The sequence below is a fragment of the Acinetobacter sp. ANC 5054 genome, assembly GCF_002135295.1.
GTDB lineage: Bacteria > Pseudomonadota > Gammaproteobacteria > Pseudomonadales > Moraxellaceae > Acinetobacter.
This window is the reverse complement of record NZ_NEGG01000005.1, coordinates 185,492-212,177: the sequence shown is the minus strand read 5'-3', so window position 1 is coordinate 212,177 and position 26,686 is coordinate 185,492. Positions and strand designations below refer to the sequence as shown.

Here is a 26,686-nt window from a genome sequence, read left to right as displayed (position 1 = left end):
GCAGCATGCATACGTTTGTGCTGGTAGTACACATTATCTTAGCCGTTTTAATGATCGTGTTGATTTTAGTGCAGCATGGTAAAGGTGCGGATGCGGGTGCATCTTTTGGTGGCGGCGGTGCTGCAACCGTATTTGGTGCGTCGGGTTCAGGTAACTTTATGACCCGTTTAACTGCAATTTTAACGGCACTGTTTTTTGTGACCAGCTTAACACTTGCGGTCTTTGCCAAAAAGCAAACTACAGATGCATATAGTTTAAATGCGATTTCTTCTGCACCGACTGCACCAGCAAAAACGGCTGAAACTTCGCCAACTGCACCAAAAAGTTCTGAATAATTTATTTAGCACTTTCTTTTTTGACGTGTTACGACTAGAATGCGTCACAGCTGCGGTGGTGGTGGAATTGGTAGACACGCTACCTTGAGGTGGTAGTGCTTTCGGGCGTGGGGGTTCAAGTCCCCCCTTCCGCACCAACTTATAATCCAGAACATAAGTTGGTGTATGCAGCAAAACTCTGTTGATGCGGGATGGAGCAGTCTGGTAGCTCGTCGGGCTCATAACCCGAAGGTCGTTGGTTCAAATCCAGCTCCCGCTACCAATCAATTCTATTTTTAAGATGCAAACTTTTAAATGGACAGCTTATTTAGCTGAGAGTGTTATTTGCATATTGATGCGGGATGGAGCAGTCTGGTAGCTCGTCGGGCTCATAACCCGAAGGTCGTTGGTTCAAATCCAGCTCCCGCTACCAATCTTATATAGCACACAATCTATATAAGCAGTTTAATAAGCAGTTTAACTGAAAATTATTGTGATATTGATGCGGGGTGGAGCAGTCTGGTAGCTCGTCGGGCTCATAACCCGAAGGTCGTTGGTTCAAATCCAGCCCCCGCTACCAATCCTCTGAGATGCAACTCAGTAGGGCAATCATTCAAGTTGTTTTAGATTGAAAATGACGAATGAATTGTATATAATTTTTGCATGTTGATGCGGGATGGAGCAGTCTGGTAGCTCGTCGGGCTCATAACCCGAAGGTCGTTGGTTCAAATCCAGCTCCCGCTACCAAGTTTCTAAAGAGGCTCACAACTAGGTGGGCCTTTTTGCACAGTGGACTATGGTTTTCTGTGCAATAATGGGGCGATTTACGCCCTTTTTTATTGGCTATCGTGTAGTGTCGACAGTATTTTGGTCAAACCGTCATGTTTCACTACTACTATAGTTTTGCATTGGTCTGTAGTGGTCATTTCGACCATCGAATCGCACAAATTTGACGAGAGTAAATGAAGCTATCAAATAAAACTCAAGCACTTCAGGACTTAATTGCCCCAGCGGTGCAAGCATGTGATGTAGATCTTTGGGGGATTGATTTCCAACCTCAAGGTAAACGCTCACTCTTACGTATTTATATCGACCGTGAAGTTGATGAGAATGCAGAACCTATAATCAACGAAGATGGTGAAGTTGAGCAAGGCCGTGGTATCGGTGTACAGGACTGCGTTCGCGTGACTCAACAAGTGGGCGCTATGCTGGATGTCCATGATCCAATTTCTGGCGAATATGCCCTTGAAGTGTCATCTCCAGGTTGGGATCGCCAATTTTTTAAATTGGAACAAATGGCTGGCTATATCGGTCAACAAGTTGCACTGCGTTTGATTAGTGCTGTGGATAACCGTCGTAAATTCCAAGCAAAACTTGTTGCTGTCGACCTTGAAAATGAAATGATTCAGGTTGAAGTTGAAAAACAGCAAGTATTGGACATCGATAGCCACAATATTGATAAAGCAAATTTGGTTTTCCAAGATTAATTCAATAAATAAGAATCTGAACGAATAGGTGACTTATGGCTCGTGAAATTCTTACCGTAGTAGAAACGGTTAGTAACGAAAAAGGTGTAAGTCGTGATGCAATTTTTGAAGCGCTTGAACAAGCTTTAGTTGCAGCGACTAAGAAGAAATTCTACGAGGGAACTCACTCGGAAGAAGCTCGTCTACGTGTAGAAATCGATCGTAAAACAGGTGATTACAGCACTTTCCGTCAATGGGAAGTGGTTGCCGACGAAGATCACGAAATGCCAGCATGCCAAGATGCGATCTCTGATGTAGATCCTGCACAGTGGTCAATTGGTGACATTCGTGAACTTGAAGTTGAATCAATCGATTTCGGTCGTATTGCTGCACAAATTGCGAAACAAGTAATTGTTCAAAAAATTCGTGAAGCAGAACGTGCATTAATCGCAGATGCTTACGAGTCTAAAGTTGGTGAACTCATCTACGGTGAAGTGAAAAAACAAACCAAAGATGGTTTCATCATTGATTTAGGTGACAATGCAGAAGCGTATCTTGCGCGTGAAGAAATGATCGCGAAGGAAATTTTACGTCCTAAACAACGTGTTAATGCGATTCTTTATAGCGTAAACCGTGAAGGTCGTGGCGCTCAGTTATTACTTTCTCGTTCTAAGCCAGAAATGCTTATGGCGTTGATGAAGAAAGAAATCCCTGAAATTGCTGAAGAAATCATTGAGATTAAGGCTGCTGCACGCCAACCAGGCGTTCGTGCTAAAATCGCTGTGAAAACAAACGATCACCGTATTGATCCAGTAGGTGCATGTATTGGTATGCGTGGTACACGTATCCAAGCTGTTCAGTCTGAGTTGAATGGTGAACGTATCGACGTTGTTGTTTGGTCTGATGATGCTGCACAGTACATCGCAAGTGCTTTAGAGCCTGCAGATGTATCAGGTATCGTGATCGATGAAGAAGAGCGTACGGCAGATATTATTTTTGCAACCAGCGATCAGTTAGCGCGTGCAATTGGCTCTCAAGGTCAAAACGTACGTTTAGCGTCTGAATTGACGGGTTACAAGCTCAATATGATGCTTGAAGAAGAATATCACGCTCGTCAACAAAACGAAGCTCAACAATATTTAGACATGTTTGTATCACGTTTAGATATTGATGAAGACTTGGCTATGGCGTTGGTTGAAATGGGCTTCACATCACTTGAAGAAATCGCTTATGTTCCTGCGGAAACATTCGATGAGATCGAGTTAGATGCTGAAGTGGTTGAAATGCTTCAAGGTCGTGCAAAAGAAGTTGCACTCGCTGATGCATTGAAACAACAAGAAAACATCCAAGAGCCAAGCGCTGAGCTTGTCGCAATGGAAGGCGTGACTAACGAAATCGCGTATGCGCTTGCCGCGCGCGGTGTGGTAACTGTAGATGATCTTGCTGATCAAGCCACTGATGATATCGCTGATATCGAAGGTTTAGGTGCTGAAAAAGCAGGTCAACTTATTATGAAAGCGCGCGAATCATGGTTTAACTAGGAGGTAATATATGACGGACAAGTCGATTAAGGAGTTAGCTCTCAGCGTGGGTCGTCCAGTTGAGAAGCTACTGGAACAGGTTCGTGATGCAGGTTTACCTCAAAGTAAACCTGAAGATATTATCTCCACTGAACAACAAAATGCCCTCGTTAACCATCTGAAAAAAGTTCATGGTCAGGATGCGGGCAATGCAGGACAAATCACGTTGAAACGTAAAACTACCAGTACCGCTAAAGTTGCGAGTACATCGGGGAAGGCAAAAACGATTAATGTAGAAGTTCGTAAGAAACATACATTTGTAAAACCTGATCCTGAACAGATTAAAGCTGAAGCGTTGGCAAAAGCACAAGCAGATCAAAATGCACGTGTACAAGCTGAGCAAAAGCCTGAAGCAAAAGCAGAAGAAACTAAACAACCTGTATCTAAAGCAAAACAAGCTTTAGAAGCAATGCGTGCGGCTGCGAAGCAAGAACATGCGAAGCAAGAAACACCAAAAGCTGCGGTTGTTGTAAAACGTAAGTCAAACAACAAACCAATCACGAAGCCTGTTGAAACTCTAGAACAGAAAAAAGCACGTGAAGCGCAAGCAGCTCAATTGAAAGCAGTGGAAGAAGCAGCACGTCGTAAGTCGGCTGAAGAAGCACAGCAACGTACACTTGAGCAAATGCGTCAAATGGCGTCTAAGTATTCAAACGAAGACACTACTGCTACGATTCGTGTTGTTGATGATTCTCCACTTGCGGCTGGTCTAGTAGGCCAGGCATATGAAGATTCATTTGCGAAAGAAGACCGTGAAATTAAACGTGGTACAAACACCAACAATTCACGTTCACCGAAAAAAGGTAGTCGTCGTGGCGAAGAGCAATCTTTCCGTGATAACTCGCATAAACGTGGTTTAAAAACAAGTCAAGCAAACAAGCATGGCTTTGAAAAACCAGTTAAAAAACAAGTTTATGATGTTGAAATTGGTGAAACAATTGTTGTTGCTGACTTAGCTGCGAAAATGGCGGTTAAAGTTCGTGAAGTAATTAAATCACTCATGAAAATGGGCGAATTGGTTACTCAGAACCAAGCGATTGATCAAGAAATTGCGGCACTAGTTGTTGAAGAAATGGGCCACAACCCTGTACTTGTTTCAGATACACAAGCAGAAGACAACTTACTTGAAGCAGCTGAAGAAGCACGTGGTATTCAAACTACTCGTCCTCCAGTTGTGACAATTATGGGTCACGTTGACCATGGTAAAACATCACTTCTTGACCGTATTCGTCGCTCTAAAGTGGCTCAAGGTGAAGCAGGTGGTATTACACAGCACATTGGTGCTTACCATGTGAAAACTGAGAAAGGCATTATTACTTTCTTGGATACACCAGGACACGCAGCGTTTACAGCTATGCGTTCACGTGGTGCGAAATCTACAGATATCGTAGTATTGGTTGTTGCAGCAGATGATGGTGTAATGCCACAAACTGCAGAAGCGATTGACCATGCACGTGCAGCGGGTACGCCGATTATTGTTGCAATCAACAAAATGGATAAAGAGTCTGCTGATCCAGATCGCGTATTGAATGAGTTGACGACTAAAGAAATCGTACCTGAACAATGGGGCGGTGACGTTCCAGTGGCAATGGTTTCTGCGCACAGCGGTGCAGGTATCGACGAGCTTCTTGACTTGATCTCGATTCAAGCAGAACTTCTTGAGCTTAAAGCATCTGAAGAAGGTGCGGCACAAGGTGTTGTAATTGAAGCACGTGTAGACAAAGGTCGTGGTGCGGTAACATCGATTCTTGTTCAAAACGGTACATTGAAAGTGGGTGACCTTGTTCTTGCAGGTTCATCATACGGTCGTGTACGTGCAATGACAGATGAAAATGGTCAACGTATTAAATCAGCAGGTCCTTCAATTCCAGTTGAAATTTTAGGTCTTCCTGAAGCGCCAATGGCGGGTGATGAAGTTCTTGTTGTAAATGACGAGAAGAAAGCGCGTGAAGTTGCTGATGCACGTATGGATCGTGAACGTCAAAAACGCCTTGAGCGTCAATCTGCAATGCGTCTTGAAAACATCATGGCGTCTATGGGCAAAAAAGATGTGCCTATCGTTAACGTTGTTCTTAAGACTGACGTACGCGGTACTTTGGAAGCACTTCATGTTGCGCTTGCTGAGCTTGCAACTGACGAAGTAAAAGTACGTATTATTGGTTCAGGCGTTGGTGCGATCACTGAGTCTGACGTAACACTTGCTGAATCTTCTGAAGCGGTACTTCTAGGCTTTAACGTACGTGCTGACAATACTGCGCGTCAAAAAGCAGATGCTGATGGCATCGACATCCGTTACTACTCAATCATCTATCAATTGATTGATGATGTGAAAGACGCAATGAGCGGTAAGTTGGCACCAGAACATCGTGAAACGATTCTAGGTGTTGCTGAAGTACGTGAAGTCTTCCACTCTAGTAAATTTGGCGCTGCTGCAGGCTGTATGGTACTTGAAGGTGTATTACACCGTAACAAACCGATTCGCGTACTTCGTGATGACGTTGTGGTATTCCAAGGTGAACTTGAATCTCTACGTCGCTACAAAGAAGTGGTTGAAGAAGTTCGTGCCGGTATGGAATGTGGTCTTGCAGTGAAAGGCTATAAAGACATCAAAGCACAAGATAAGATCGAAGTGTACGATGTTCAATTGATTAAACGGAGTCTTTAATGGCGGGTAGTCAACGTCTGAAGCGTATGGCGGATACAGTACAACGTGAGTTGTCAGAACTGATCCGTCAGGAGCTGAAAGATCCACGCTTAGGTGGTCTTGTGACCATCTCTGCTGTGAAAGTGAGCCCAGACTTAGGATATGCCGAAGTTTATGTGACTGTAATGGGTCGTGAACTGGGCGACGAACAAAGTGAAGCTGCGAATAAAGAAACGTTAGATGTTTTGAATAAAGCATCAGGTTTCTTGCGTCACGAATTGGGTCGTCGTATCAAAACACGTATTACGCCACGTTTGCGTTTCCATTACGACAAAACAAATGCTTATGGCAACTATATGTTTGGTCTAATTGCCGAAGCAGTAAAGGATTTACCTCCGACTGATGACGCGAAAAAAGATGATGAATAATTCAGCTCGCTGAATGAAAAAAGCCACCTTCGGGTGGCTTTTTTATGTTTATATCTTAATTTTAAGAAGAATATCTTTAAAAAATACATAAACTTAATTGAACTTTATACGTGAAAAACGGCGTCAAATAATACGTTTATTGAAAGAACGATGTCATCAAAAATGCTGGCAGATTCTAAGACGACGAAGTCTTGAAACCTTGCTCAATCGCATTGATAACTTGATTTAACGCGACAAAGATGATCTGACGTTAAGCAAGATCATCCGGTTTAGAATTGGCTTTGCTATGAAAAGCACGACGTCGCGTACGTTGCCAAGGCAATGGGCGGTTCAATGCTTCAGGCACCTCGCCACTCATTGAGCGTAAGCGTAAATGAATTGCAGCTTGGGCAATTAAATTCGCAGAGACGGGTGCAGTAATAAAGGCAAATAAGGTGATGAGGATTTCTGCAAAACCAAAGCGTCCTTGAAATGCTGAATAAATAATTGCAGCCATAAGAAAGCTACCTAAGCCCAGCGTACTCGACTTTGTTGGCGCATGTAGGCGCATAAATAAATCGGGTAGGCGAACCATACCAATTGCACCGACCAACATAAAAAAGGCGCCAATCATCAAGAAAATTGAAACGAGGATTTCCATGAGCAATTGCATGTTATGTACTCCTAATCAATCACGTGACCACTGGTGAAATAGCGTGCCAAAGCGGTAGTGGAAACAAAACCCAACATTGCCACCAAAAGCGCGCCTTCAAACATCGCAGTACTTGCCCAGTAAATACCTAAAATCACAATCAAGCAGATCGCATTTAAAAATAAGGTATCTAGTGCTAATAGACGATCGACAATGGAAGGTCCCATCACTAGACGAATCAAACACAGCAACATGGAAATGGTAATGGCAACTAAGCAGATTCCAAGAGCATAAGGTAATACGGTCATGTGGACTCTCCTGTATTTACGCCAAAAATTTGCAATAGTGGTTTTTCATAGCGTTGTTTAATGGTCTGAATTTCGCCTTCAGGATCATCGGTGCTGAGCGCATGCACCAAAATATCACCACGATCTTGATCTATCCCAGCAGACACTGTGCCGGGCGTTGTGGTAATGATCATTGCCAGTAAAGAATTGACTTCTTCGTGCTGTGAATCTAGTGGGACACGAAACCATTTAGGATGCAATTTATGTGCAGGACCGAGTACCAATTTCGCCACGTGAATATTACTCACGATAATATCCCACAGCACAACAAAGAATAATTTGACTGCTTCCAACCAGTTAATATTGGGGGTGCGGTCAATGAAGGGGCGGACCAAGCGTGGAATGATGATCGCGAGGACTAAGGCCATACACAGTGTAGCCGCATCTAAACTATGCGCCAACATGACCCAACTTAGTCCGACAATGACTGAAACCAATGGATGCGGGAACCAGCGATTCAGCACAGATACTTTAGCCATATTAAGGTGCCTCCATTGGTTTCAGTTGGTTTTGTTCGGGTTGCTGTTCTTCAATCTGCTGATCATTGATTTGGCGTTGCTTATACTCAGAAATATGTTCGCCTTTTAACGTTTCTGGTGCAATCAACGCGGGAATTAAATGTGCATTTGGATCAGCAGATTCACCACCATACTTGGTTTTAGGTAAATTTTCAGGGTCATAGGGCTGAACACTGATCACTTGACCTTGTTCATCTTTTTTCAAGAGCAATTGTTCATAGAGAACATTGTTTTGAATTTGCACTGCCGTTTTTTGCGTATAGTCGTAAATTGGGGCAGCAAACAGCATATAGCCTAGCAAGCCTGCCAGTAAGAGATAAATGGTTTTATCATTTCGTCGTGGTGCTTCGGATGGTAGTGCTTGATAACGCTTATATTCTTCAGTATTTACATCATCTTCTGGTTTGGTTGCACGCCAAAATAAAATGAAACCCACGCGAGTAAACGCAATTATACTGAGTAAGCTCACCAGTAAAATCACCAAAATAATGATGATTTGATAAGGCGAATGAGCAGTGGCTTGTAAAATAAAGACTTTGCCTAAAAAACCACTAAACGGGGGTAAACCCGCCATCATTAAGGCAATGAGGAAATAGCATACGGCTACAGCATTGTGCTGTTTCATGCGGGGTGCAATTTTAAAATGGTCTTTAAATTCGCCACGTTGTGACGTAATCCAACCCGATAAAATGTAAAACACCGCTGCAATGACAGTACTATGAATTAAATAGTACAGTCCCGCAGCCCAAGCTTCACTGCTAAATAAAGAAATAGCAACGAGGATCGTACCGACTGAAGATAAAATCATAAAGCCGACAAAACGACGTAAACGATCTGTCCCAATTGCGCCATAAGCACCGTAGAGTGAAGTAATCAAGCCAATCGGCAGCAACCATTGCTGTAAAATTTCACGACTTAAAGCATCATCAAAGACGGTACCATTTACTCGTAAAATCGCATAAATGCCGACTTTGGTCATGATAGTAAATAGGGCAGCAACAGGCGTTGTCGCTACAGCATAGGTTTTCGGTAACCAAAAACCCAAAGGTAGCATTGCGGCTTTAATACCAAAAACGATAAACAGTAATAAAGCACCTGCAACCGCCAGACGATGCTGATCATTTTCAAGCAATGGCATGAGGCGTGCGACATCGGCCATATTTAAGCTACCTACACTGCCGTAAATCATGCCTAAGCCGATCAGGAATAGGGCAGAGGCAAACAGGTTGATGGTGACGTAATGAATCCCCAACTGAAAGCGTGCTTTGCCTTGACCATGCAGTAGCAACACATAAGATGCCATCAACAGAATTTCAAAGAACACGAACAGGTTAAATAAGTCGCCTGTCAGAAATGCGCCACATAAACCCATCAATAAGAAATGACACATGGCATGGAAATATCGACCACGTTCATCCCATTCTTTACTGGCAAACCACATGACGGGAACAGCCAGTGCGTAGGTGAGTACCAACATGAATGCTGATAGTCGATCGAGTACCAATACAATGCCGAATGGTGCTGCCCATTCACTTAAGTTATAAACCAGAACTTGCCCAGAACTGGCAATACATAAATAGCTAATGGCAGTAAGCAGTCCCAAAATGCCAGAGACATAGCTAATGCCACGACGCCAAGGTTGTCGCCAATCCTGCGCGAGCGCACCTGAACCGGGATTGCCCAAAAGGACCAAGATAAATGCGGTAAATGCGGGAATTAAAATACTGAAAATCGGGCTATGTGTTGTCCAAAATTGGATGAGATTAGTCATTAAGGCTCATCCTCCCGAGGGTCGATCTGCGGTATTTCTTCTTTTGAATCAACGTGGTCTGTTCCAGTTTCATAACGACTGCGCAATGCAAGCTGTACAATAAAAGCGGTAGTGGCAAAGCCAATGACAATTGCGGTGAGTACCAAGGCTTGAGGCAGAGGATCAGTGGCTTTTGTGGTTTCGGTCAATACTGCGGGTGCATTAACATTGATGCGCCCCATCGCAAATAAAAACAAATTTACGGCATAACCAATCATCGCCAGTCCAAGCACCACGGGAAAAGTACGTGCACGTAGGATGAGGTACACCCCTGTTGCAGTCAGTAAGCCGATGGCTGAGGCAAGTAAAAATTCTAAACTGATCATCTTCTTAGCCTCTTGGAACTGGACCAGACATACTCGAGTGACGCGAGTCGCCTAGGACGGAAATCATCAACATAGTGGCACCGACAACGGTAATGTATACCCCAGTATCAAACAGAGCAGCAGATGCCAAATGCAACTCACCAAGTATTGGCGGAGAGACATAAATATGTGCACTGGTGAGGAAAGGACGGCCCCAGAGCCACGCAGCAACCCCAGTCAGACCAGCAATAGTTAAACCAATGCCAATCCAAATTTCATATAGTCGACCTGATTTTGCCCCAATCAATTGCTCAGCACGGTCTTGACCTAAGGCAATATATTGGATGACCAACGCCAAAGCGGTAATTAGACCTGCAATAAATCCGCCACCGGGCAGGTTGTGACCGCGTAGGAAAATATACAGGCTAACCACCAAGGCCAAAGGTAAAATCCACGATGACGTAATACGGAACATCAATGGCGATGGATTGAAGCGATAGGTCAGACCTTGAGTGGTGGTGGTGCCGTGAGCACGCATCCCATCCATCATACACAGTGTGCCAATCGCAGCAATGCCAAGTACGGTAATCTCACCGAAGGTATCGAATCCACGGAAGTCGACCAAAATTACATTGACGACATTGGTACCGCCGCCAAGTGGAATCGACTGCTGTATAAAGAACCACGAAATCGAGTTGTGGTCGCGCGTCATGATTAGCCATGAAATCCATGCAATTCCGAGACCTGCAATGATGGCAATGAGCGCATCACGCCAACGACGAGAGACTGAAGATTCATAAGGTGTAAGCTGAGGTAAGAGTGACAGGCTCATAAGCAATAAAACAGTCGTCACCACATCTACAGTAATCTGTGTCAGTGCCAAATCGGGTGCTGAGAAGCAGATAAACACAATGGTCACGACCAGACCGACAGCACCACTAATCAATACAGCTTTAATCCGTTCATGGTGGAACCACAGCATCATCCAACATGCAGAGAACAATAATAGCCACAGTACAATCGCAATGGCAGGCGCATGAATAAGTTCACGACGACCCGTACCCATGCCTTGTAGCCAAAATGGAATCGTCACCAAGACCACCGTAAAAATCAGGATCCACAATAAATAGCTTTGTAATTTGCCATTTTCAGTAAAACGTCGGAATTTACGTGAGCTGAGTAATAAATGTTTTAAGAATGATTCAAACAGCAATTTGCCTTGGAATTGACCCAAGTATGGGTCTAAGTCGATCCGACGGATTTTACTGCCTTTGGCTAGGGCAAAATAAAAGATTAAGCCACCGACAAGTGCAATCACACTCATCAACAAGGGTGCATTTAGTCCATGCCAAATCGCCAGATGCGTGCCTTCAAAACTTGGGCTTTGGAGACTGGCACGCGTTGTGGCATTAACGATGGTTTCCACCAACAGGGTGGGGAATAATCCCACCAAAATACATAAGGTTGCCAATAATGTAGCAGGTGCACGCATGCCAAAAGGGGGTTCATGTGCATCCTTGTTTGGCACACCTTTTCCAAGCGGTCCGTCAAAGAACACCCCATGCACCAGACGAACTGAATACGCCACCGCAAAAATACCAGCAAAGGTCGCAATAATGGCTGAGATCACCATCACAGGGCCAGAAAGGTTAGCAAGAAGTTCAGTGAAGAACATTTCTTTGGACAGGAAGCCGTTGGTGAGTGGTACGCCAGCCATCGAAGCCGCGGTGATCATGGTTAAAGTGGCAGTAAAAGGCAGCAATTGCCACAAGCCGCTGAGCTTGCGTAAGTCACGTGTGCCTGATTCGTGGTCAATAATACCCGCAATCATAAACAGTGCAGCTTTGAAAGTTGCGTGGTTAATGATGTGGAAAATGGCAGCCGCCACAGCCAGTGGTGAACCGATCCCGAGCAAACAGACAATCAACCCGAGATGACTGATGGTGGAGTAAGCCAGTAAACCCTTTAAATCTTCTTTGAAAATGGCAAAGAAGGCCGCCATACATAAGGTAAATAGACCGACAAAGGTCACGATGTTGTGATAAAGCGCAGCACCAGCAAAGATCGGCAATAAACGCGCGAGCAGGAAAATCCCCGCTTTAACCATTGTGGCAGAGTGTAAGTAGGCAGAAACGGGTGTCGGTGCTGCCATCGCATTGGGTAACCAAAAATGGAAAGGAAATTGGGCACTTTTGGTAAATGCGCCCATTAAAATCAGCAATAAAATCGGCACAAACAGGGTGTGTTGTTGGATTTGTTCACCCATGCCCAGAATTTGGTCAATCTGATATGTTCCAGTGACTTGAGCCAATAACACAAAACCACCCAACATACAGAGGCCACCCATACCCGTAATGGTGAGCGCCATACGTGAACCACGTTGTGCGGCATCATAATTGTTCCAATAAGCCACCAATAGAAAGGATGAAATACTGGTGAGTTCCCAGAAAATCAGTAATAAAATTAAATTATTAGATAAGGAAATACCAAGCATGGCTGCCATAAACAGCATGAGCAAGACATATAGTTTACTGAGGGAGTTTTTAGGACTTAAATAATAATAAGCATAAATGAAAATTAAGGTACCAATGCCAGTGATTAGCAGAGAGAATAATAAGCCTAATGCATCAAGACGGAAGCTAAAATCAATTCCTGCCTGTGTTAGCCAAGGCCATGTTTGAATAATTGTTGCGCCATTAAAAACTGCTTTAGCTTGACTGATCAGTAAAATCAAACTGCTCAGGCTAATGGCAATTGCCCCGAAAGCCATTACCCCGCGAGAGAATTGCTTCAACCACGGGATAAGTACCGTGCCCAGTACTAGTGGTAACAATATAATAATCGGTAGCACACTCGTATCCATTGTCATGATTAGGCGATCAAACCTAGGTGAATCTCATCTTTCAAGGATTACAGGACAGCAAAGAGCAGTCCAAAAATTCAATCTTGAAAACCATGTGTGTCAAAAAAATTAAAAACAAGCTGTATTGCGCAACTCGTGAATCGATAGCAATTTCCGATGTTACTGTGAAAATTGTAAGTAAAACCGATCATATTACATGCGTAAAACAACATCAATCTTTTTTACTAAACACTGCAATATTATACGCCCACTGAAACTTTGCTGGGGCGGCATGCGGACGCATTGCCTAAATGTGCAGCAATGCGTACTGATCTTTCAATCTAAATGACATCGACGTTGTCATTAGTCCCTTATAAAGTTTGGGAGGATGTCGTTTCATCACTTGGCGGGGTCAAGGCGCGAATCAACTCTTGTTGCTGATGTACATTCAACTGACTTTGAATGATTTGAACAAGATTTTGTACCTGATCTGTAGTGGATTCAGGTTCCGTTAACTGCAGTGACGGAGTTTTAGTTTCATTATTTTCATGAGCATCTAGTTGTAGCTGCTGATATATCTGCTCATAAGTTTCTTGCATTTTTTCAGTTTCAACATCGAATAATTGTTTATTCACTAAATGTAAGCACTGGAAACGTGAAGCTTGTTCCAAGAGTTCAGGACGATTCCCTGTGGCAATAATTTGTAAGCGTGGAAAGGCTTGATTAAGACGTGGCAAGATCGACTGCGCCATATTTTGATCTAATTGATGGTCAATCGCATCGATCAACAAAATACCATCGCCTTCTTGGCAGGGGTATAGGCTATTGGGATTGAGTAAGCAGAGTCGACGCACAATATCGCCAATTAATGCCACTAGATTGCGCACACTATTAGACAGTTGTTGGAACAACATGTCTTTGCCTTGATAGCACACCATCAATTGTAGTTTCGGATGATATTGTAGGTAGATATTACTGATATCTGGCAAAATAATCGCCAACGCTTGGCGTAATGCCCTTAAAGATGGGGCATGCAGCTCGGCCTGTGCTTGTGCGAGTTTTTGACCAAATAAATTGATTTCAGCATCCGAATTGTGAGCATGATCTGACCCTGTTTGAGGATGCAATAAATTCTGAATGATCTGCGCGCTTTGCGCATTTTCGATGTCTGAAATTTCACGGAACCACTCAAAAAACCGAATAAACGTGGTAAATGGAATGGCTGAAATTTCATATGCATGTGAAGGCTGAAAGATTGCAGGATTGTTCTTATTTAAAATATTGACGTCATTGACGAAACGCTCCGCTGGGTAATAGGCAATCAGTGGAAGACCAAGCAGCGGGTCTGCTCTTAAGGCTTTTTGATACAGGCTCACCATGTCTTCAAGTTGTTGGGTTTCAACTTTACTCATCCCGATGCCTTGGCTATTTAGGGTTTTATATAATTGCCAAGAACATTGTTGTGGGTCAGAGATTTGCTGATTGGGTGACTCGGTAAACCCACCTATTTCTTCAGGAAAGCGTACCTGAATATCCAGTTTGGATTGTAAGCGGTTGAGCATGATGTCTTGATCAAGCATTACCACACCTGCTGTACGCAAGTCTTTATAGCGTGCAGCAAACCATGTCAGTGCTTGATAACTAAAACGTAGTAGGGAGGTTTTACCTGAGCTTTGATCGCCTAAAATCAGGGTGATGGGTAGATCGTGATAGTGAAATTGAAGTTGTATGTCAGCAAAATGGAGCGTGTGCTTGAGTTGAATGGATTCTATGTTCATGGCGCACCTATTTACTAACTTATTTTATATTCACCTTTTTATTCATCATTAGCTGACGGCTTGCGCCAGTGACTTTGGCATTTGTCGTTTTAAATGCTGCATCAAGTCATAAATATGATGGATATTTAAACTTACTTTAGCACGGGTACACGCCACGTAAAGCAATCGTAACTCTTCGTCACTAATTTTATAATCTTTATCATTGAGCTTAAATTGGTAGTCGTCTTCAATATGCACACGATCCCATTCCAAGCCTTTTGCTTTATGCGCTGTAGAAATAATATATTCAGCTTGTTCGATCGGGGTAATTTTCGCTAAGGCTTTTTTCAGCGGGTCAGTCCCATGATCATCGACCAATTTCACCAGTGGTTTAATGTCACTGCCGTCATTGGTTTCACAGTATTCATGCACATCATGCCATGAATTAAACCATGCCAATTCAGGCACATCGACCACACGTTTGCCTTGCTTCAGCATTGCCGCCGCGTCAACAAAACGATTCAAGCGCGCATGGTCAGCTTGTAGGCTGACTTTTTCACCTTTGACCAAACCTGCCAATAAGAGTTCCATCGCGCGCGCATTGGTACGGCATAAAATCGCATCCCGCATTTTGGTGTGCGGTTTATTCACCACCTTCGAGTTCACCAAGGGGTTGCCAAGCAAAGGTACAGTTTCATTCAATGCACCGAGCAGGGCATTGGCATTGTAGGCAATTTCCTCACCAAATCGGAAAGACGTGGTTAAACGTGATTCGGGCAAAGGCAATTGCTGCATGGCATTGACAGCGCCACGCCATGCGTAGATTTGCTGATGTGCATCACCCACATAAATCACTTGGGTATTACGTTGTTTCAGTAAAATACCCAACATCAAGGGGTCGGCATCCTGAGCTTCATCGAACAGCACATAGTCGGCAGGAATATTCGGTTCTGACAACGCCCAGAGTTTTAAATAAATATCATGACCAATCCCAGCTTGGTGGTTCGGGTCTATCGACTCTAACCAACGACGTTCAATGGCGGGATATAAATGCTTCTGTAGCGTTTCAATATCATCAGCATGTAACCAACTTGGCGCTTGTAAATGACGCGGTGCTGGGTACTGCGAGCTAGTTGAGCAGAAATAACTAACGGCATTGGCGACGAGGCTTGCCAGTCGCGATGGCATCAATACATATTTTTCATAGCGTCCGCCCATCATGCGGCGCAAAGTAATCGGTTCTAGACGATATTCTTTGGCAATAAAACTTGGGCTCAAACGTGGCAAACGAAGTTTGTCGGTCACTCCACGTGGAACACTGCGATATGCCAGTGAGTGGAAAGTTCGACAGTCAACACCATTATGAAAACGGTTTTGTGCTTCCGTGGCAATGGCTTTGTTAAACGCTAAATACATGCCACGCCGCTCTGGCATGGCATCACTGATCATTTGTAAAGTTGTGGTTTTACCTGTGCCAGCATAGGCAATCACTTTAAAAGATTTGCCTAGACGTGCGTTATCTATGGCAGTCGCCTGCTCATAGGTCGCGGTTGGTTTTTTAAATTCTGACACAGGATAAACTTAGTGCTGACGATTGGCTTTTTCAACTAAACCTGACAGGCCTTGGCGGCGTGCAAGTTCATTGAGTACCAATTGCGGGTCAATGTCAAAGTAGCCCAACATCACAATGGTATGGAACCAAAGATCAGCCACTTCATAAATCATATCGTTTTTATTATCTTCATTCGCTTCAAATTTAAAATCTTTCGCGGCAATAATTGTTTCAATGCTTTCTTCACCGACTTTTTCTAAAATTTTATTTAAGCCTTTATGGTAGAGCTTAGCGACATAAGATGAATCTGGATCAGCTTGCTTACGTTCAGCCATCATTTGACCTAAATAAGACAAGACATCGACTTGCTCCGATGTTGCATTCGAAGCATTCATTGCAAGTGTATGTGGATTTGCTGATTTTTCGCCATAAATTTGGCTTGGGTCTTTAATTTGTGCATCCACAATTTCCCAGCCATTGGGTGTAAGTTTGCGATAGAAACAAGACTCACGACCTGTATGACACGCAATACCGCCATGTTGTTCAATCTGTAGAACAATCACGTCGGCATCGCAGTCCAAACGAATTTCATGTACGGTTTGGAAATGACCCGATTCTTCGCCTTTGTGCCACAACTTATTGCGTGAACGTGAAAAATAAACGGCTTGGTTTTTTTCTGCGGTCAGTGCCAAAGCTTCGCGGTTCATCCATGCCACCATCAATACACGTCCGCTTTGATGATGCTGTGCAATAGCAGGCACTAAGCCTTGTTCGTTAAATTTTACTTCATCGAGCCATTGCAGGTTGTTCATAAGGATTACACCAATTAAAAAATCAAAAAATATATGCTAGACAAATTTAGCAGCATCATAGTGTAAGCCATCCATGGGATGATGGGGAGTTAATTCTTAATCAAATTTAAAATCACTGCGTTCAACAGAGACAGTTGCGACATGCTTGCGCGCGATCTCAGCATAATTCATTTGTCCGAAGGCACCCGTTTTTAAACCTGAAATGGTGATGGCCATTTCTTTGCGGAAAAAGGGCAGTTGATACATCGCACGAAATGAAAAATCACGTAATGGCGCTGTCCATGCATGATGAGATTGATAAAAAGGCGTCAGTAAGCGACTGAAAAATTGATAAAACCGAATCGATGACCAGCGTTGCTGATGATAAAGTTGCCACAAGGCCTCGGTATTCAAATGTTGATTGGTTTGGCTCATCTGTTGCAATGCATTGCTGATGGCCCAAGCATCTAATAGGGCCATATTAGCCCCTTGACCAAGCTGAGGGCTCATGGCATGTGCTGCATCACCTAAAACCCCAATGCGTCCTTGTCCTAATTGTTTTAGCACGACATCACGATATTGCGCTGACAGCCATTTTTGTTGATCTTCAGGGTCTGGAATGACATGTTCTAGCCACTCTGCCACTTGTGGCCAGCGCTTCGAAATTTGTGCAAGCCACTGCTGCTGACTTTTTCGGTCGGGCAGGAAGTCTGCAAGTTGCTCGCTCGGTAAACTCCAAAAAATACTAGAAAGACGTTGTTCAGGTTGGGTTGGAATCGGACCAGTCGGCATGATTCCCATCATGATATTGGAGCGGTCATAAAACTGATGCAAAATCTGCGGCTCAAGTACGTCACACTCCGGCACAATAATCCATTTCGCACCCCATGGATAAGGTTGGTTGAGTTTTTCCCATGCCTGTGGTCGTAAATGACTTCGTGCGCCATTGGCAATCAGCACTAAATCGGCTGTAAATTGAAACGCATGACCCGCAGCCGTGCCAATCAGTTCAACCGTATCATCCCGCTCATTTAACTGACCAATGTCATGCTGCATATACCATTGAATGTGCTCTGGATATTCCCGTGCTTTAGACTCGAGCACATGGCACAGCGTTGCACGATGGATGCCTAAGCCATAAAAATCAGGATGCGCTTGCTGATAATGACTATTGACCAATAGATCGCCACCTGCCAATTGCCCTTCGAGTCCTGTGACATGTGCGCCCAGTGCTAAAGCTTGATCTAAAATCCCCAAATGTTCAAAGACTGCCAAACCCGCAGGCTGAAGCAATAAACCTGCGCCCACAGGTTCAAGTTCTTGGGCTTTTTCAAATAAATGTATATGGTGGCCTTGCTCTGCCAATAAGGATGCGGCGGCAAGTCCTGCTGTGCCTGCACCGATGATGGCAATATTCAGTGGTTTCATTGTTCTAAGTATTTTTGTTGTTTCAGGCTTAATGTATCAAAGCCTATATCGAAAACCCAATAAAAAAGCCCAGTAAAGGGCTTTTTTTCAAATCCAGCTGTAACTTACCAGTGTTCACCAGGGAAGAGGCGTGCATACGCTTTTTGTACCCAGTTGAGTTTTTGCTGGTCGCCAATGGATGCGGTTGAACTTGGGAATAGGTTATAACCAATCGACATCAATTTATTGTTAATGTCTGGTGCAACAGAATAGGTAATCGATGCTAAACGACCAAGGTTAGTCGCCACTTTTTTCGGACGCTTCACGATGGCATAAGCAATAAGATCGGTCGCTTGCTCAGGTGAAAGTGTCGGAACGTATTTATAGATTTTGGTTGGTGCAATCATTGGTGTACGGACCAAAGGCATATACACCGAAGTAATGGCAATATTATGCGAATGAACTTCAGCGCTTAGGCAACGGCTAAATGCATCGAGTGCTGCTTTTGAGGCAACATACGCTGAGAAACGTGTTGCATTGGCTAATACACCAATTGAGCTAATATTGATGATATGACCTTCGCGGCGAATCATCATTTTAGGCAATAAGTTCATAACTAATCGAACTGCGCCAAAATAATTCAGCTGCATGGTACGCTCAAAGTCATGGAAACGATCAGTTGATTCATGTACCGCACGACGAATAGAACGTCCAGCGTTATTGATTAAAATATCAATATGATCAACAGAAGCTAAAATTTGCGTTGCCACAGCATCAATAGAATCCATGTCATTTAAGTCACATGGGAACACATCTGCTTTACCACCGGCAGCTTCAATATCGGTTTTTACAGCATCTAACGTTTCTTTGGTACGGGCAACAAGGAGTACGTGTGCACCTGCATTGGCTAAGCGATGAGCCATGGTTAAACCAATACCGCTTGATGCACCAGTAATTAAAACAGTTTTTCCGCTTACACGCTCAAGAAAGCGTTTTTCTAATTTTGCATTCACGATGAGATTCCCTATTTAAAGCAATTTTATTGTATTCATTTATCGGCCCGACAATGCATTATGTAGGGCAGTTTTGGATTAGCCGTATGATAGCGAATTATTAAAAAAAAGCTATACGATAAGTGATTGATAATAAAATAATATTTAGAGCTTTTACTCTAAATTGAATTCCTTCTTTAATAGGTTTTTAACACATAAATATGTGAAAGAGAAGATGTTTTATTATTAGAGGGATATTTGTGAAGTGTGAGCAAACGCACAAAATAATTTTTGTAACTTTTGATGATGTTAGCACGGCGATCAGTCAGCATGATTGGGCTGATCAAAATTCAAATTTAGATCAGTTTCTGTAAATTTTTTAACTGTTGTTGCATAGATAATAATTGCTGAAAATACTCACTTGCGGGGTCATCTGCCTGTTGTATGAGTTCATCAATATCTTCAAGAATGGCTTGTTGAATGTGGCAAAGTTGCACAGGATTTAAATAAAGCTGTGCAAAGCTCAGTGCATCCATTGACGGGGAGAGCTGTAGACTGAGTTTTTTGAGTAGATTTAAAGCAAAAGGTGGACAGAACAAGGCATCTAGAAAGAAATTCAAACTTTGTTTGGAGTTGAGTTGAAGGACTTTACGCTTTCTAAAGACCGCTAAAAATAGGCTGAGATTCAGACTGTAAATCAGGATGACGAGCACAGCCAAAATAAAAATATTATGTAAAAACAACAGGCATATCGGGAAAACAACCAAGGTTAAAATACCGTTGATCAACATCCATGGTTGCAAGGGTTTTAAAACGTTTAAGCGATGATCAAACTTGGTGAGTTGTAGCAAAGTATCTGAGGATACATGTCGTGGTTGAAGTTGCCACTTCAGCTGAAAGATCAACTGATGTGGCTGCAAAGGGCACGCAAAATACAAATATTTTTTTGCGCATGCCGTTTGCTGCGAGCCAAGCTGTACCGAAAAGGCTTTTTTGAATCCTTGTGTAAATAATATGTCATTAAAGCCAACAAACCGAGCAAGGTCATACAGATATAAGCTGAATAAACCTAAAATCAGCCAATATTCCATGGCAATGTTGAATACCATTCAATCGCGATCCTTACCCAGTGTGTGCTTTGAAATTATTGTTCAGTATTTTTTTTACGTTTAAAGATCGAACCAAGGCCACCTGCCGCTGCTGCACAACCAATCAGTACTAATTTCCAGCCTTTCACCAAGAAGGCAATCAGTGCGGCAAATAAGCCTTTTTTCGCGGCAACCGCAATACCACCACCCGTAATTAAAGCAGCTAGACCATATTCAGCTACTTTATCACCTGCGCGGAATTCGCTATAGCGTTGGCCAGGCTGAAAATCAAAACCTGTCAGTGAGTCTTTAAATTGGGCAATATTTTTATTTAAATCAGTTTCGTCAGAAACGAGCGTTGCGCTCATTACACCGCTACGACCGAGTAGACGAACGGTATAGTTAATGGTTTCATGATTTTCTTCTGAACGAACTTTAAGTGCCCATTCTAATTGTTTGGTTTGTGCGTCGTAGTGTGGCGGTACAGCCCAACCTACCGTATAAAGTTTACTCATACCGAGACGAGTACGCTCTTCATTTGAAGGTTCATCTGACGCTTTTAATTCTTTGAGTAAGGCATCGGCGTCGATTTTTTCATCATCTTTAATATAACCTGAAGACTCATAATCAAAGGTTGCCCACCAACTGTCATCTTGCGCGACTAAAATATTGGTTTGACCTGAAGGTAGGTTGCCAGTCATTTCCAAAAAGCGATCTGAATCAGCAGTATCTAAATAGCCTTGTTCACTTTTGGTTTTTAAGGTGGCAACGTCTGCGATACGTTCACTTTGTGGACCCATATGCCAATTGAGCTGCGCCATTGGGCTGGCTTGTTCTGATTGAGCTGCCGTTTCGGATGCCATTGTGCTTTGAGGGATAATGACGCTTGAAGCAAGTGCTAGACTTAAGGCAATCGACTGGCAAAGTGATTTTAATTGAAATGGAGTGGTCTTTTTTGGCATGTGATTCTCGTATTTTATTTATTGGTGCTAAAAGTTAAATTTTCTAATTTGAAATCATTCATTTTATTTTAAATTGAAATATTTTTTGATTCCAATTCTTGCAAAATTATAGATTTGAATCCTAAAAATGTCTGTAAAAATCACATAAATTGAAATGAAAAAAAACGACCTTTCTGACGAAAGGTCGTTCGGTTGTTTGGGCTTTAAGCTAATTTTAACGGTTTAAACTGCAGCTAAAGCTTGTTCTAAATCTGCAATTAAATCATCTGCATGTTCGATCCCAATGGATAAACGCACCATATCTATGCTCACGCCAGCAGCTTTGAGTTCTTCTTCATTTAATTGGCGATGTGTGGTTGTGGCAGGATGGCAAGCCAAACTTTTTGCATCACCAATGTTGACCAAGCGTGTGAACAGTTGCAGTGCGTCAATAAAACGAGTACCGCCAGCTAAACCATCTTGTACGCCAAAGGAGAGAATGGCCGATGGTTTGCCTTTCACATATTTTTGCGCTAAAGCATGTTGAGGATGATCTTTCAAACCTGCGTAGTTGACCCATTTGACTTTCGGGTGGGCTTGTAAATATTCCGCAACTTTTTGCGCATTTTCAGTATGACGTTCCATACGCAAGCTCAGAGTTTCTAAGCCTTGTAGGATTAAGAACACATTGTGTGGGCTAATTGCAGCACCTGTGTTTCGCAATGGAACAACGCGTGCGCGGGCAATATAAGCTGCTGCACCCAAAGCTTCGACATAATTCACACCGTGATAGCTTGGGTCTGGCGTATTTAATGCTTTAAAGCGTTCAGGATATTGACCCCAAGGGAATTTACCGCTATCGACAATTATGCCACCAATAGAATTGCCGTGACCGCCAATATATTTGGTGAGTGAATGCACCACGATATCGGCACCAAACTCAAAGGATTTTTGCAGTACAGGCGTTGCAACGGTGTTGTCCACAATGACTGGAATACCGTATTCATGCGCTATTTTTGAAATGGCTTCAAGGTCAATGATATTGCCCAGTGGGTTGCCAATCGATTCAACAAAGACCAATTTGGTTTTTTCATCAATAAGACCGCGTAGTGCTTCAGGATTTTGATAGTCAAAGAAGCGCACCTCAATACCTTGCTTCGGCAAAGTATGAGCAAAGAGGTTATATGTGCCGCCATATAAAGTGGAAACTGAAGCAATGTTGTCACCCGCTTCGGCAATCGTTTGAATCGCATAGGTAATGGCAGCCATGCCCGATGCAAGTGCTAAAGCGCCAATGCCGCCTTCAAGCGCTGCAACACGTTGCTCAAGCACAGCAGTCGTCGGATTCATAATACGGGTATAAATATTACCCTGAACTTTTAAATCAAATAAATCAGCACCATGTTGCGTATTATCAAAAGCATAGGAAGTCGTTTGATAAATCGGAACGGCAACTGCTTTGGTGGTCGCTTCTGGTGTATAGCCGGCATGAATGGCTAAAGTTTCATCTTTATATGTCATGTTTACGTCATCTACGTGAGTTAATTATTGAACAGTCTATCATTTATTTATATGAATAAAAGTGCATGATGCTTGAAATACTTAGCTATTTTATTCATATGAATGATTATTTTTCAGCTAAAGATGAATGAAATTACATTAAAAAGATGATGTGTAATTTTTGAGCAGCATTAAACTTGTAACAATGCATGCAAGACGTATGTGAAACCTTATTTTTTCGCGACTTTATGCGTATAATAGCCGATTATTTTTTCGCTCAATTGAGCAGGGGCAACTTCATGTTGTTCCGTATATGGTTTGACTATTGAGGAGTCCTACGTGGCCCAATATATTTACACGATGAACCGTGTGTCGAAAATGGTTCCGCCTAAGCGCGAAATCTTAAAAGACATCTCTTTATCATTTTTCCCAGGCGCGAAAATTGGTGTGCTTGGTCTAAACGGTGCAGGTAAATCAACCTTGCTTCGTATTATGGCGGGCGTAGATAAAGATTTCTCTGGTGAAGCACGTGCTCAACCGGGTATCAAAATCGGCTATCTTGAGCAAGAACCACCACTTGATCCAAACAAAGACGTTCGCGGCAACGTTGAAGATGGTCTACGTGAACCACTTGACGCTTTAGCACGTTTGGACGAAGTCTTTGCAGAATATGCAGCAGAAGATGCTGACTTTGATGCACTTGCAAAAGAACAAGAAAAGCTTGAAGCGATTATCCATGCTTGGGATGCACACAACATTGTGAACCAAATGGATCAAGCAGCAGCTGCCTTGAACCTTCCAGCTTGGGATGCCGACGTAACATTACTTTCAGGTGGTGAACGTCGTCGTGTTGCGCTGTGCCGTTTATTGCTTTCTAAACCAGACATGTTGCTTCTAGATGAACCGACGAACCATTTGGATGCAGAGTCTGTATCTTGGTTAGAACGCTTCTTGAAAGACTTTGCAGGCACCATCGTTGCGATCACGCATGACCGTTATTTCTTGGATAACGTTGCAGAGTGGATTCTTGAACTTGACCGTGGTATGGGTATCCCATATCAAGGTAACTACTCTTCTTGGTTGGAGCAGAAAAATGCCCGCTTAGAACAAGAGAATAAGCAAGAAGAATCGTTTGCCAAAGCATTGAAAAAAGAACTTGAATGGGTTCGTTCAAATGCGAAAGGTCAGCAAAAGAAAAACAAAGCACGTATGGAGCGTTTTGAAGAACTTAACTCGCGTGAGTTCCAACAACGTAATGAAACCTCTGAAATCTACATTCCACCTGGTCCACGTCTAGGGAACAAGGTTGTTGAAGTTGAAGGTATCAGCAAATCATTTGATGGTCGTCTACTATACAAAGACTTAACTTTCACTGTACCACCTACTGCGATTGTCGGTATTGTGGGTCCAAACGGTGCGGGTAAAACCACATTGTTCCGTATGATGACAGGTGAGCAACAACCAGACACTGGTACTGTGGTATTGGGTGAGTCGGTTAAAGTGGCTTACGTGGGTCAGATTCGTGACACGTTGGATAACAACAAAACGGTTTGGGAAGAAGTTTCTGGTGGTTTAGATATCTTACGTATCGGTGATTATGAAATCGCATCACGTGCATATATCGGTCGCTTTAACTTTAAAGGTCAAGATCAGCAAAAACGCGTAGGTGAGTTGTCAGGTGGTGAGCGTAACCGTTTACAACTTGCGAAAATCCTGCAAATGGGTGCAAACGTGATCTTGCTCGATGAACCATCGAACGACTTGGATATCGAAACTTTACGTGCACTTGAGGATGCAATTCTTGTATTCCCAGGTACGGTAATGGTGGTATCGCATGACCGTTGGTTCTTAGACCGTATTGCAACGCACATCTTGTCATTTGAAACGGAAACGCCTGAATTCTTCACAGGTAACTACCATGAGTTTGAAGAATTCCGTCGTAAGCGTGACGGTGATGACCTTGCGACCAAACGTCAAAAATATCGTAAAATTGGCAGCTAATTGCTAATTGCTAATTGCTAATTGTGATGTGAATAAAAAACCAGCCTAAGGGCTGGTTTTTTATTGCGATGTTTATAACGCAATTTCTTCATAAGCATGTTTTAGCACGTTGTCAGCTTGGACATGGCCTTGGGCGGCAGCTCGGCTCAACCATAAGTGAGCAAGCTCATAATTGCGATCTAATCCTAACTCAGCATTGAGATAGGCCATACCAATGCGATATTGTGCTTCTTTATGCCCCTTTAGTGCGGCTGTTAAGAAGTTCCACATAGCATTGCGGTAGTCGATTGGAGAAAGATCAGATGTATTTATCGTATGGTGCATAAGATAATCATGATGATGCTGGGTAGCCAATTGTTCAAAATAAGTACCTTGAACATAATCACCTTGTGCTTCGGGCGTTGAAAGTTGCATTCCTTGCAGCTTTGCATCCCCAATTTTTAACAACACATCTACTATCTTTTCAAGAGCTTGTCGAATCATAATAAACTCCTTTTTATGTTCTAAATTTGCATTTCGCAAAACACAAAATTTGCGCCAGTCGTTGTTCATCTATTTGTTTTAAAACGAGCTTCACACTATTTGAAAAATAGCATGCTTATATCGAGAAGTTAATAGCAAATTGCAAATATTTATTTTAAATAATTTATTTAAATTTCAACTATATATTTATTAAATGTACTAATGCGTAATGCGATACACAATGTAATTTTATAACCCCTCATATAGTTGTTAAGCTAATCAGAAACATCCATTCAGGGGTTGGTATGGCAGAAAATCATGGGCATGACCACAGCCATGCAGTAGTGACAGAAGGCAATATTAAGAAGCTCAGTTTTGCTTTGGTGCTCACCACGACATTTTTGATTATTGAAGTTGTTGCAGGTTTTATCACTCAAAGTTTGGCGCTGTTATCAGATGCTGCACATATGTTTACCGATGCGGCAGCGCTGGCGATCGCATTGGTGGCAATCAAAATTGGCAAAATGCCTGCCGACAATAAACGCACATTTGGTTATCAACGTTTTGAAATCTTAGCTGCACTATTTAATGCGCTCATGCTTTTTGTGGTTGCGATATATATTCTATATGAAGCTTATCAACGCTTTTCAACACCGCCGAATATTCAAAGTATGGGCATGCTGATCGTAGCAGTCATTGGTTTGATCATAAATTTGATTTCGATGCGGATTCTATTTTCAAGTTCACAAGAAAGCTTGAATGTAAAAGGCGCTTATTTAGAAGTATTAAGCGATGCTTTGGGTTCGGTAGGGGTGATCATTGGTGCAGCCATTATTTATTTTACAGGTTGGATGTGGGTCGACACTTTAATCGCGATTTTGATTGGTTTTTGGGTATTACCCAGAACTTGGATATTGCTAAAACAAAGTATCAATATTTTATTGGAAGGTGTCCCTGAAGAAATCGATATTGAAAAACTACGCAATGATTTATTGGCGCTAAAAGGGGTGGAGAGTATTCACCAACTCAAAGTCTGGGCCATTACTTCAAAAAATGTACATTTGACGGTGCATCTGTTTGCACCTGAAGCGGATCGGAATGCTTTATATTTTGAAGCGATTGAAATGCTACAACATGAACATGGCATTACTGAAATGACGTTGCAGATTGAGGAAGATGAATGCTTGGCACATCAGCATAGTCAAATGCATGGTCATGTACACGAACATGCTGAAAATGAACATGCACATCCGCATAATGAAAATAACCATGATGAGTCACATCAACATTAAGTTTGATGTGACTTTTAG

22 protein-coding genes and 5 tRNA genes are annotated in these 26,686 nt (G+C 42.8%); 12 read left to right on the top strand and 15 right to left on the bottom strand.

Annotated elements, in window-relative coordinates; all coding sequences use genetic code 11:
* The first annotated feature begins 5 nt into the window (after positions 1–5).
* From secG to B9T33_RS07285, 10 genes are all read left to right on the top strand, one after another.
* Positions 6–335 (top strand): preprotein translocase subunit SecG, encoded by a 330-nt coding sequence (gene secG / locus B9T33_RS07330; RefSeq protein ID WP_086178278.1) that lies wholly within the window; start codon positions 6–8, stop codon positions 333–335.
* Positions 336–387: 52 nt separating this feature from the next.
* Positions 388–472 (top strand) — tRNA-Leu (locus tag B9T33_RS07325).
* Between the two features lie 48 nt (positions 473–520).
* Positions 521–597, top strand: a tRNA-Met gene (locus B9T33_RS07320).
* A 73-nt stretch (positions 598–670) separates the two neighbouring features.
* Positions 671–747: transfer RNA gene (locus B9T33_RS07315), tRNA-Met, on the top strand.
* Positions 748–817: 70 nt separating this feature from the next.
* A tRNA-Met gene (locus B9T33_RS07310) sits at positions 818–894 on the top strand.
* A 90-nt stretch (positions 895–984) separates the two neighbouring features.
* Positions 985–1,061 (top strand) — tRNA-Met (locus B9T33_RS07305).
* A 215-nt stretch (positions 1,062–1,276) separates the two neighbouring features.
* Positions 1,277–1,801: a ribosome maturation factor RimP gene (gene rimP, locus B9T33_RS07300; protein ID WP_086178277.1), complete on the top strand. Its 525-nt coding sequence runs from the start codon at positions 1,277–1,279 to the stop codon at positions 1,799–1,801.
* A 35-nt stretch (positions 1,802–1,836) separates the two neighbouring features.
* Positions 1,837–3,321: a transcription termination factor NusA gene (gene nusA, locus B9T33_RS07295; protein WP_086178276.1), complete on the top strand. Its 1,485-nt coding sequence runs from the start codon at positions 1,837–1,839 to the stop codon at positions 3,319–3,321.
* Between the two features lie 10 nt (positions 3,322–3,331).
* Positions 3,332–6,025, top strand: coding sequence for a translation initiation factor IF-2 (gene infB, locus B9T33_RS07290; protein WP_086178275.1), 2,694 nt, complete (start codon positions 3,332–3,334; stop codon positions 6,023–6,025).
* Positions 6,025–6,432: a ribosome-binding factor A gene (locus B9T33_RS07285; protein WP_086178274.1), complete on the top strand. Its 408-nt coding sequence runs from the start codon at positions 6,025–6,027 to the stop codon at positions 6,430–6,432. The genes infB and B9T33_RS07285 overlap by 1 nt, the downstream gene beginning before the upstream one ends.
* 250 nt (positions 6,433–6,682) lie before the next feature.
* On the opposite strand, the gene B9T33_RS07280 is transcribed toward B9T33_RS07285, so the two are convergent.
* The 14 genes from B9T33_RS07280 to B9T33_RS07215 form a co-directional block, all read right to left on the bottom strand.
* Positions 6,683–7,084 (bottom strand): Na+/H+ antiporter subunit G, encoded by a 402-nt coding sequence (locus B9T33_RS07280; RefSeq protein WP_086178273.1) that lies wholly within the window; start codon positions 7,082–7,084, stop codon positions 6,683–6,685.
* Positions 7,085–7,095: 11 nt separating this feature from the next.
* Complete coding sequence (locus B9T33_RS07275) at positions 7,096–7,371, bottom strand: monovalent cation/H+ antiporter subunit F (protein WP_086178272.1); 276 nt, start codon at positions 7,369–7,371, stop codon at positions 7,096–7,098.
* Positions 7,368–7,889, bottom strand: a complete 522-nt coding sequence (locus B9T33_RS07270) for a Na+/H+ antiporter subunit E (RefSeq protein WP_086178271.1) — start codon at positions 7,887–7,889, stop codon at positions 7,368–7,370. The genes B9T33_RS07275 and B9T33_RS07270 overlap by 4 nt, the downstream gene beginning before the upstream one ends.
* A gap of 1 nt (position 7,890) precedes the next feature.
* Positions 7,891–9,699, bottom strand: a complete 1,809-nt coding sequence (locus B9T33_RS07265; protein WP_086178270.1) for a monovalent cation/H+ antiporter subunit D — start codon at positions 9,697–9,699, stop codon at positions 7,891–7,893.
* Positions 9,699–10,064: a Na+/H+ antiporter subunit C gene (locus B9T33_RS07260; RefSeq protein WP_086178269.1), complete on the bottom strand. Its 366-nt coding sequence runs from the start codon at positions 10,062–10,064 to the stop codon at positions 9,699–9,701. Before B9T33_RS07260 ends, B9T33_RS07265 begins: the two co-directional genes overlap by 1 nt.
* Before the next feature lie 4 nt (positions 10,065–10,068).
* A complete protein-coding gene (locus B9T33_RS07255) occupies positions 10,069–12,906 on the bottom strand; it encodes a monovalent cation/H+ antiporter subunit A (protein WP_086178268.1) in 2,838 nt (945 codons plus the stop codon).
* Positions 12,907–13,256: 350 nt separating this feature from the next.
* On the bottom strand, positions 13,257–14,663 hold the full coding sequence (locus B9T33_RS07250; RefSeq protein ID WP_086178267.1) for an ATP-binding protein: 1,407 nt from the start codon (positions 14,661–14,663) through the stop codon (positions 13,257–13,259).
* 48 nt (positions 14,664–14,711) lie between these two features.
* Entirely contained in the window at positions 14,712–16,214 is a 1,503-nt protein-coding gene (locus tag B9T33_RS07245; RefSeq protein WP_086178266.1) for a UvrD-helicase domain-containing protein, read from the bottom strand.
* Positions 16,215–16,223: 9 nt separating this feature from the next.
* Positions 16,224–17,006 carry a bifunctional phosphoribosyl-AMP cyclohydrolase/phosphoribosyl-ATP diphosphatase HisIE gene (hisIE, locus tag B9T33_RS07240; protein ID WP_086178265.1) on the bottom strand — a complete coding sequence of 261 codons (783 nt, stop codon included), beginning with the start codon at positions 17,004–17,006 and terminating at the stop codon, positions 16,224–16,226.
* Between the two features lie 96 nt (positions 17,007–17,102).
* Positions 17,103–18,413 carry an FAD-dependent oxidoreductase gene (locus tag B9T33_RS07235; protein ID WP_086178264.1) on the bottom strand — a complete coding sequence of 437 codons (1,311 nt, stop codon included), beginning with the start codon at positions 18,411–18,413 and terminating at the stop codon, positions 17,103–17,105.
* A 104-nt stretch (positions 18,414–18,517) separates the two neighbouring features.
* Entirely contained in the window at positions 18,518–19,405 is an 888-nt protein-coding gene (locus B9T33_RS07230; RefSeq protein ID WP_086178263.1) for an SDR family NAD(P)-dependent oxidoreductase, read from the bottom strand.
* 335 nt (positions 19,406–19,740) lie between these two features.
* Positions 19,741–20,493, bottom strand: coding sequence for a hypothetical protein (locus tag B9T33_RS07225; RefSeq protein ID WP_086178262.1), 753 nt, complete (start codon positions 20,491–20,493; stop codon positions 19,741–19,743).
* Between the two features lie 35 nt (positions 20,494–20,528).
* Complete coding sequence (locus B9T33_RS07220; protein ID WP_086178261.1) at positions 20,529–21,434, bottom strand: DUF2167 domain-containing protein; 906 nt, start codon at positions 21,432–21,434, stop codon at positions 20,529–20,531.
* 222 nt (positions 21,435–21,656) lie between these two features.
* A complete protein-coding gene (locus B9T33_RS07215) occupies positions 21,657–22,934 on the bottom strand; it encodes an O-acetylhomoserine aminocarboxypropyltransferase/cysteine synthase family protein (RefSeq protein WP_086178260.1) in 1,278 nt (425 codons plus the stop codon).
* 318 nt (positions 22,935–23,252) lie between these two features.
* Here B9T33_RS07215 and ettA point away from each other — a divergent pair, with 318 nt between their 5' ends.
* Positions 23,253–24,914 carry an energy-dependent translational throttle protein EttA gene (gene ettA / locus B9T33_RS07210; protein WP_086178259.1) on the top strand — a complete coding sequence of 554 codons (1,662 nt, stop codon included), beginning with the start codon at positions 23,253–23,255 and terminating at the stop codon, positions 24,912–24,914.
* Between the two features lie 72 nt (positions 24,915–24,986).
* Here ettA and B9T33_RS07205 read toward each other — a convergent pair whose 3' ends face one another.
* The gene (locus B9T33_RS07205; protein ID WP_086178258.1) at positions 24,987–25,397 is read right to left on the bottom strand and encodes an SEL1-like repeat protein; all 411 of its coding nucleotides are present in this window, start codon (positions 25,395–25,397) and stop codon (positions 24,987–24,989) included.
* 284 nt (positions 25,398–25,681) lie between these two features.
* Between B9T33_RS07205 and B9T33_RS07200 the strand changes: the two genes are divergently transcribed.
* A complete protein-coding gene (locus B9T33_RS07200) occupies positions 25,682–26,668 on the top strand; it encodes a zinc transporter (RefSeq protein ID WP_086178257.1) in 987 nt (328 codons plus the stop codon).
* Positions 26,669–26,686 lie beyond the last annotated feature (18 nt).